This is a genomic window from Micromonospora sp. Utrum1 (assembly GCF_057197805.1).
The window spans coordinates 7428015-7435118 of record NZ_CM170071.1; the positions used below are offsets into that span (position 1 = coordinate 7428015).

The window sequence follows — 7104 nt, forward strand, 5'->3', positions numbered from 1 at the left end:
AGCGAGATCGGCGTACCCATGGATCTGGAGAAACTGCTGACCGACCGGCTGGCGCCGGCGTTCGCGACGGTGGCCGGCGGGCCGGTGGACCCGGTCGTGCGGCGCTCCCAGCGCGCGGACTTCCAGTCCGGCGCGGCGCTGGCGCTGGCCCGGCGGCTCGGCCGGCCGCCGCGCGCCATCGCCACCGAGGTGCTGGAGCGCGCGGAGCTGGCCGACCTGTGCAGCGCCACGGAGGTCTCCGGCCCGGGCTTCCTCAACCTGACCGTGGCCGACGGCGCCCTGGCCGGGCTGGTCTCCGCGCTGGCCACGGACCCGCGGCTCGGGGTGCCGGTGGCCGCCGCGCCGGAGACCGTGGTGGTCGACTACTCGGCGCCGAACGTGGCGAAGGAGATGCACGTCGGGCACCTGCGTTCGACGGTGATCGGGGACGCGGCGGCCCGGCTGCTGGAGTGGCTGGGGCACCGGGTGTTGCGGGCCAACCACCTGGGCGACTGGGGCACGCCCTTCGGCATGCTGATCGAGCACCTGGTCGACCTGGGCGAGGCCGAGGCGACGCAGGAGTTGTCGATGGGTGACCTGGACTCGTTCTACAAGACGGCCCGGGCCAAGTTCGACGCCGACGCGGCGTTCCGCGAGCGGTCCCGGCTGCGGGTGGTGGCGTTGCAGGGCGGCGACCCGGCGACGCTGCGGCTGTGGCGGCTCCTCGTGGAGCAGTCCGAGCGCTACTTCCTGAGCGTGTACGACCTGCTCGACGTGACCCTCACCGAGCGGGACTTCCACGGCGAGAGCAGCTACAACGACCTGCTCGCCCCGGTGGTCGATGAGCTGGACCGGCTCGGGCTGCTGCGCGAGAGCGACGGCGCGGCCTGCGTGTTCCCGCCCGGCTCGGTGGGCCGGGACGGGGAGCCGCTGCCGTTGATCGTGCGCAAGTCCGACGGCGGGTACGGCTACCCGGCGACCGACCTGGCGGCGATCCGCCACCGGACCGGCACGCTGGGCGCGACCCGGATGCTCTACGTGGTCGGGCTGCCGCAGCGGCGGCACTTCGAGATGGTCTACGCCGCCGCCGCGCAGGCCGGCTGGCTGGCCCCGCCGGCGCGGGCCGAGCACGTCGGGTTCGGCTCGATCCTCGGGCCGGACGGGCGGATGCTGCGCAGCCGGGCCGGCGGGTCGGTGAAGCTGGTCGGGCTGCTGGAGGAGGCGGTGGCCCGGGCCACCGCGCTGGCCCGCGAGCGGAACCCGGAGCTGGGCGAGGCGGAGGCGGCCGAGGTGGGCCGGGCGGTCGGCATCGGCGCGGTCAAGTACGCGGACCTCTCCAGCGACCGGCACAAGGACTACGTGCTCGACTGGGAGCGGATGCTGTCGCTGGACGGCAACACCGCGCCCTACCTCCAGTACGCGTACTCCCGGATCCGGTCGATCTTCCGGCGGGCCGGGGTGGCGGCCCGGCCGGAGGCGGGGATCTCGCTCGCCGAGCCGGCCGAGCGGGCGCTCGCCTTCGAGCTGGTCGGCTTCGGGGCGGTGGTCGGCGCGGTGGCGGAGAACCTGGAGTTCCACCACCTGACCGGGTATCTGTCCCGGCTCGCCGCCGCGTTCAGCGCGTTCTACGAACGCTGCCCGGTGCTGCGGGCCGACGAGCCGGTCCGGGAGAGCCGGCTCGCGCTCTGCGACCTGACCGCACGGGTGCTCGCGCAGGGCCTCTACCTGCTCGGCATCCGCACCCCGGAGCGGCTGTGACCCGAAACCGGGATGAATGGGCGACGCCCGGCCGGGCACATGGGGGTCATGCGCGACGTGCGGGAAGGTTCCGTGATGCCGGTGGTCGACGACCTGGACCGGCTCGTCGCCCTGATCCGGAACAGCGCGCCGGACGAGGAGCTGTACGTCCGGTGGTCCCAGGGCCCAGTCGCCGACCTGCCGGACGGGCCGGGGTCGGCGCAGTCGAGCCGTGATGCCCTGACCGGCATCGAGCTGCCCGGGCTCTCCGCCAACCCGCTCGCCGTCGAGCCCTGGTGGGGTGACCGCCCGCTGCGGCTCTGGGTGGCCCGCCGGCTCTACGACTACTGCCACCTGCGCGACCTGCGCGGGCCGGGGGTACGGCCCTGGGTGCTGGTGGGCGAGCAGTGCGGGCGGGGACCGGACAACGAGCCGCTGGTGCAGTGCCGGCGCCCGGTGGCCTGGGTGTCGGAACGGGCGCTGCGCGAGGCCCACCGGGCGGTGGAGGCGCAGCCGTCCACGGAGTGGGGGCCGCTGCACCGGGCGGACTGAACAATCCGCTAGGGATGCGGGACCCGGCCCTCGCCGTGAATGCTGCCGGACCGGGCGGAGAGCGGCGCGCCGCCACCGCCGCGGCGTACCGCCACGATCTCGGCGGCGATGCTGACCGCGGTCTCCTCCGGGCTCTGCCCGCCCAGGTCCAGGCCGATCGGGGCGTGCAGCCGGGCCAGCGCCGCCTCGCCCACCCCGGCCTCGCGCAGGCGACGCCGCCGGTCCTCGGCGGTGCGCCGCGAGCCCATCGCCCCGACGTACGCCAGCGGCAGGTCCAGCGCGTGGCGCAGGACCGGCACGTCGAACCGGGCGTCGTGGGTGAGCACGCAGACCACGGTCCGCTCGTCGACCCGGCCCGCCGCGACCTCGGCGGCCAGGTAGCGGTGCGGCCAGTCGACCACCACCTCGTGCGCCTGCGGGAACCGCCGGTCGGTGGCGAAGACCGGCCGGGCGTCGCAGACGGTCACCCGGTAGCCGAGGAACCGGCCGACGTGGGCCACCGCGGCCGCGAAGTCGATCGCCCCGAAGACCAGCATCCGGGCCGGCGCCGGATGGGCCACCACCAGCACGGACAGATTCTCGGCCGACCGGGGGCGGACCACGCCGGAACGGCCGGCGCGCAGCAGCGCCCGTGCCTCGGCGTCGACCGCCGCGTCCACGGCCGACGCGCCCAGGGTGCCGTGCCGGTCCTGCCCGGCCAGCACGATCCGCCGGCCCCGCCGCCCGGGCGGGCCGTCCACACAGGTGGCCACCGCCACCGGCCGGCCGGCGGCCACCTCGGCGGCGACCAGGTCGAGCTGCGGGAAGCTCGCCCGGTCGACCCGCTCGACGTACAGCTCGACGGTCCCGCCGCAGGTCAGGCCGGCGTCGAGGGCGTCGTCGTCGCTCACCCCGAAGCGGACCAGCCGGGGCGTGGCGTCGGCGACGACCTCCCGGCACAGTTCGTAGACCGCCGCCTCCACGCAACCGCCGGAGACGCTGCCGGCTGCGCTGCCGCCCGGGCCGACCAGCAGCGCGGCGCCCGGCCGGCGCGGGGCGCTGCGCCAGGTGCGGGTGACCGTGGCCATGCCGACCGGCGCCCCGGCACGCCACCAGCGCAGCAGGTCGGGCAGGACGTCACGCATCCGCCGGCCCCGGCGGCAAATCGAGGTCGGCGTCGTCGGCCACGTCGGCGCAGTCGACCACCCGGACCTCGTCGTGGTGCGCCCGCAGGTAGGCGCGGGCGCCGGTGTCGCCGACCGCGACCGCCGCCACGCCGGGCCAGTGCCGGCGGCCGAGCAGCACGGGATGCCCCCGGCGGCCGGCCGGGTAGCCGGCCGTCACCAGGCTGTCGGCGGTGGCGCGCCGGGCCACCCGGCGGACCGCCGCGGCGGTGACGCCGGGCAGGTCGACCAGGAGCACGACCGCCGCCGGCGCGTCGGTGCGGCCCAGCGCGGCCAGCCCGGCGCGCAGCGAGGAGCCCATCCCGCCGGCCCACTCCGGGTTGTCGACCAGCACCGCGCCGGACAGGTCGGCGCGGGCCCGCACCTCGGCCGCGGCCGCGCCGAGCACCACCACCGTGGGCGCGCAGCCGCCGTCGGCCAGCACCCCGGCCGCCCGCTCCACCAGCAGCCGGCCGTCGCCGTGCCGGACCAGCGCCTTCGGGCCGCCGTACCGGCGGCCGGCGCCGGCCGCGAGCAGCACGCCGGCCGGCCGGACGCCGGGCGGGGACACTCAGCCCGCCCGGCCGGACAGCGCCGGGGCGGCGGCGTACTGGCCCAGCTCGCCGGCGAGCAGTCGGGCAGCGAACTGATGCACGGTACGCAGCATCGTGTACGTGGGGCGGCCGGCGTGGTGGCGGACCGTCACCAGCGACTTGGCCACCAGGCCGTCGAGGACCAGGCTGGTCCGCAGCCGCCACCAGGGCGCGGCACCGCAGACCCGGTCCACCTCGTCGCGGCCGAAGAGCCGGGGCAGCGCGCCGAGCCGGACGAAGCACCAGCGCTCGGCGGGGGTGAGACAGTCCAGGCTGCGCTGGAGGGCGGCCGAGAGCGAGGTCTGATGGGCCGGCTGGCCCCGCCGGCCGGGCCGGCGCAGCGTGGTCAGCGGATCGTCGAGCCGGCGTAGCAGCTCGTCGAGGCTCTCGTCGGCCATCCGGTCGGCGGCCAGCTCCACGGCGAGCGGGAGCCGGTCGAGCAGCCCGCAGATCACGGCCACCGTACCGACCTCCTTGGCGCCCACCTCGAAGCCGGGACGCGCCTGGGCCGCCCGGCGGGCGAAGAGCTGCACGGCCGGCATCCCCCGCACGCCGTCCGGGCCGGTGCTGAGCGCCGGCAGCGGCGGCAGCCGCCACACCGACTCGTACGCCAGGCCGAGCGGCTCCCGCGAGGTGACCAGCGCCGACACCCGGCGGCCCACCTGCACGACGCCGTCGACCAGGCCGGCGCAGCTGTCGGTGAGGTGGTCGACGTTGTCCAGCACCAGGAGCAGGTGGCGGTCGGCCAGCAGCCGGGGCAGCCCGCCCCGCTCCGGGCCGGGCTGGCGGAGCAGCCGGCGGATCTCCCGGGTGACGTCGCCGGGCGTACGGGCCGCGGCGAGGTCGACGGAGAGGACGCCGTCGGCGTACTCCGGGTGGGCCCGGCGGGCGGCGGCCAGGGCCAGCGCGGACTTGCCGCAGCCGGCCGGCCCGGCCACGGTGACCACCCGGTGGTCGGCGAGCAGCCCGGCGACCCGGGCCAGGTCGGTCTCCCGGCCGATCAGCTCGGTGGCGTCGGGGCGCGGGCCCCGCCAGGGCGGTCGGGGCCGGCTCACCACGCAGCGGGCCGGCGGGGCCTCGGGCCGGGCGGCGGCGGGCCCGTGCCGCAGCTCGCGATGGGCGGCGGTCAGCTCCGGGCCCGGCTCGATGCCCAGCTCGGCGGCGAGCCGGGCGCGGATCTCGGCGAACCGGTCCAGGGCCGCCGCCCGCCGGCCGGTGCGGGCCAGCACGGTGAGGTGCCGCGCCTGCACCGCCTCGTGCAGCGGCTCGGCGGCGGCGAGGTGCGTTGCGGTGGCCAGCACCTCGGTCGGCCGGTCCAGCTCGAGCCCGAGGGTGACCAGGTCGAGGCAGGCGCTGACCCACTCGCGGCGCAGCGCGGCGACCGCCTCCTCCCCGGGCAGCAGGGCCCGCAGGTCGGTCAGGTCGGGGTCGGTCCAGATGGCGGCGGCCGCGACCAGCAGCTCGAACGCGGCCGAGCGCCGGTCCCGGCGGACCAGCTCCCGGGCGGCCTCGGTGAGCCGGCGGAACCGGGCCAGGTCGACCTGGTCGGCGTAGAGCTGCAACCGGTACGCCCGCGGCGACGACGCGATGACGTTGGTCCGGGCGTGCCGGGGCGAGCCCGGTTCCAGGGCCCGCCGCAGCCGCGCCACGTAGGTGTGCAGGAGGTGGCTGCCGCTGGGCGGGGGGTTCTCGCCCCACAGGGCCAGGCTGAGCGTGCCGACGGGGATGTTCTCGCCCACCTGCACGGCCAGCAGGGCGAGCAGGGCACGCTGCTTCGACGGGCCGAGATCCACCGGGGCGGTGCCGTCGTGGACCTGGACCGCGCCGAGCACGGTGACCGACAGCTGACGTTTCACGGGATCGGTGATCCTTCCGGTCGCCTGTCTCCACAGCAGCGTAGGCACTACGGCGATCACTTTCCAGACATGGATCGTTGCGGCGCGTGAGCGTCCCACTATATGCGCTTCAAGAATGCTGCATACCGCTCGTGTCAGGCTGCTTCATGTTTGCCGCCCCCGGCGTGGAACTTGCGCCGGGCGCAGACCAAGGGGGAGCCACATGACATCGACGCTCGCGCGGGACGCGGTGCACCGACCCGGCGGCTGGCGGAGCCGGCTGGCCCTGAGTCCGGATCTGGTCGACTTCGCCAACCGGGGTTTCCGGACCGATCGGCCCGAGACGAGAGCGGTGCTGGAACGCGCCGCCACCGCCTTCCTGAACGGCTACAACCGGGGCCTAGACACGCCCTACGGGCAGCCCACCACACTGGACGGCATCCCCGCTGAGCTGCGCGGATTCGCCGCCGAGGGGTCGGCCATGTCGGCCGTCCTGCTGGATCGGCTGTCCCCGCGGCGGCACGGCCGCTTCGCCGCCCAACTGCGCGGGCACCCGCGCCACGACTATCTGCTGCACGTCGGTGCGGGCTGGGCGCTGGCCAAGCTGGACGCCATCTCGGCCGGGGCGCTGGGACGGCTCGGCCGGCTCGGCTCGGAGAATGGGCTGCTCCGCTGGCTGGCGTACGACGGCTATGGCTTTTTCAAGGTCTTTTTCGTCAAGGATCCGACTCTCGCCGGCTGGCGCCGGCACCGGAAGCCCTGCGACCCGACGTGCGCCATCCGCTACCAGGGGCTGGGCCGCTGTCTCTGGTTCCGCGACTGCGGAGACCCGGCCGCCCTGGCCGAGCGGATCGCCGGCCTGCCGGCCTCGCACCGCGGCGACGTGTGGAGCGGCGTCGGTCTCGCCGCCACGTACGCCAACGGGGTTTCGCCGGACGACCACGCCCTGCTGCTCCGGCTCGCCGGCAACCACCGGCCGGCCCTGGCCCAGGGCGCCGCGTTCGCGGCGGAGGCCCGCCGGGCGGACGGCACGGCCGGCCCGGCGGTCGACGCCGCCCGGACGCTGACCGGGGTGTCCGCGGACACCGCCGCCGAGTGGACCTGGCAGGCCCGGCACGGCCTGGACCGGGCCGGCGCCACCCCGGCCGACTACGGCGAGTGGCGCGCCCGCGTCCAGCGGCTCGCCGCCCGGCACGTCGCCGGCTGAAGCGGGCGTCCACCGCCGATCCCGCGCCCCATCCGCTGAACCTGCGACAAGGAGCTTCC

6 protein-coding genes are annotated in these 7104 nt (G+C 76.5%); 3 read left to right on the plus strand and 3 right to left on the minus strand.

The features are described 5' to 3' along the window. Window positions 1-18 precede the first annotated feature (18 nt). Window positions 19-1737 (plus strand): arginine--tRNA ligase, encoded by a 1719-nt coding sequence (gene argS, locus AC0OLQ_RS35050; RefSeq protein ID WP_484529682.1) that lies wholly within the window; start codon window positions 19-21, stop codon window positions 1735-1737. A 75-nt stretch (window positions 1738-1812) separates the two neighbouring features. Continuing rightward, a complete protein-coding gene (locus AC0OLQ_RS35055) occupies window positions 1813-2268 on the plus strand; it encodes a DUF6098 family protein (protein WP_357343632.1) in 456 nt (151 codons plus the stop codon). Between the two features lie 8 nt (window positions 2269-2276). Here the strand turns inward: AC0OLQ_RS35055 and AC0OLQ_RS35060 are convergent, their stop codons facing one another. The 3 genes from AC0OLQ_RS35060 to AC0OLQ_RS35070 are packed head-to-tail and all read right to left on the minus strand — an operon-like array spanning window position 2277 to window position 5859. Further along, window positions 2277-3392, minus strand: coding sequence for an XdhC family protein (locus AC0OLQ_RS35060; protein WP_484529683.1), 1116 nt, complete (start codon window positions 3390-3392; stop codon window positions 2277-2279). Then, window positions 3385-3981, minus strand: a complete 597-nt coding sequence (locus tag AC0OLQ_RS35065; protein WP_484529684.1) for a nucleotidyltransferase family protein — start codon at window positions 3979-3981, stop codon at window positions 3385-3387. Before AC0OLQ_RS35065 ends, AC0OLQ_RS35060 begins: the two co-directional genes overlap by 8 nt. Then, window positions 3982-5859: an AfsR/SARP family transcriptional regulator gene (locus tag AC0OLQ_RS35070; protein WP_484529685.1), complete on the minus strand. Its 1878-nt coding sequence runs from the start codon at window positions 5857-5859 to the stop codon at window positions 3982-3984. A 202-nt stretch (window positions 5860-6061) separates the two neighbouring features. On the opposite strand from AC0OLQ_RS35070, the gene AC0OLQ_RS35075 reads away from it, so the two are divergent. Beyond that, a complete protein-coding gene (locus AC0OLQ_RS35075; protein ID WP_484529686.1) occupies window positions 6062-7045 on the plus strand; it encodes a DUF1702 family protein in 984 nt (327 codons plus the stop codon). The last annotated feature ends 59 nt before the right edge of the window (window positions 7046-7104 follow it).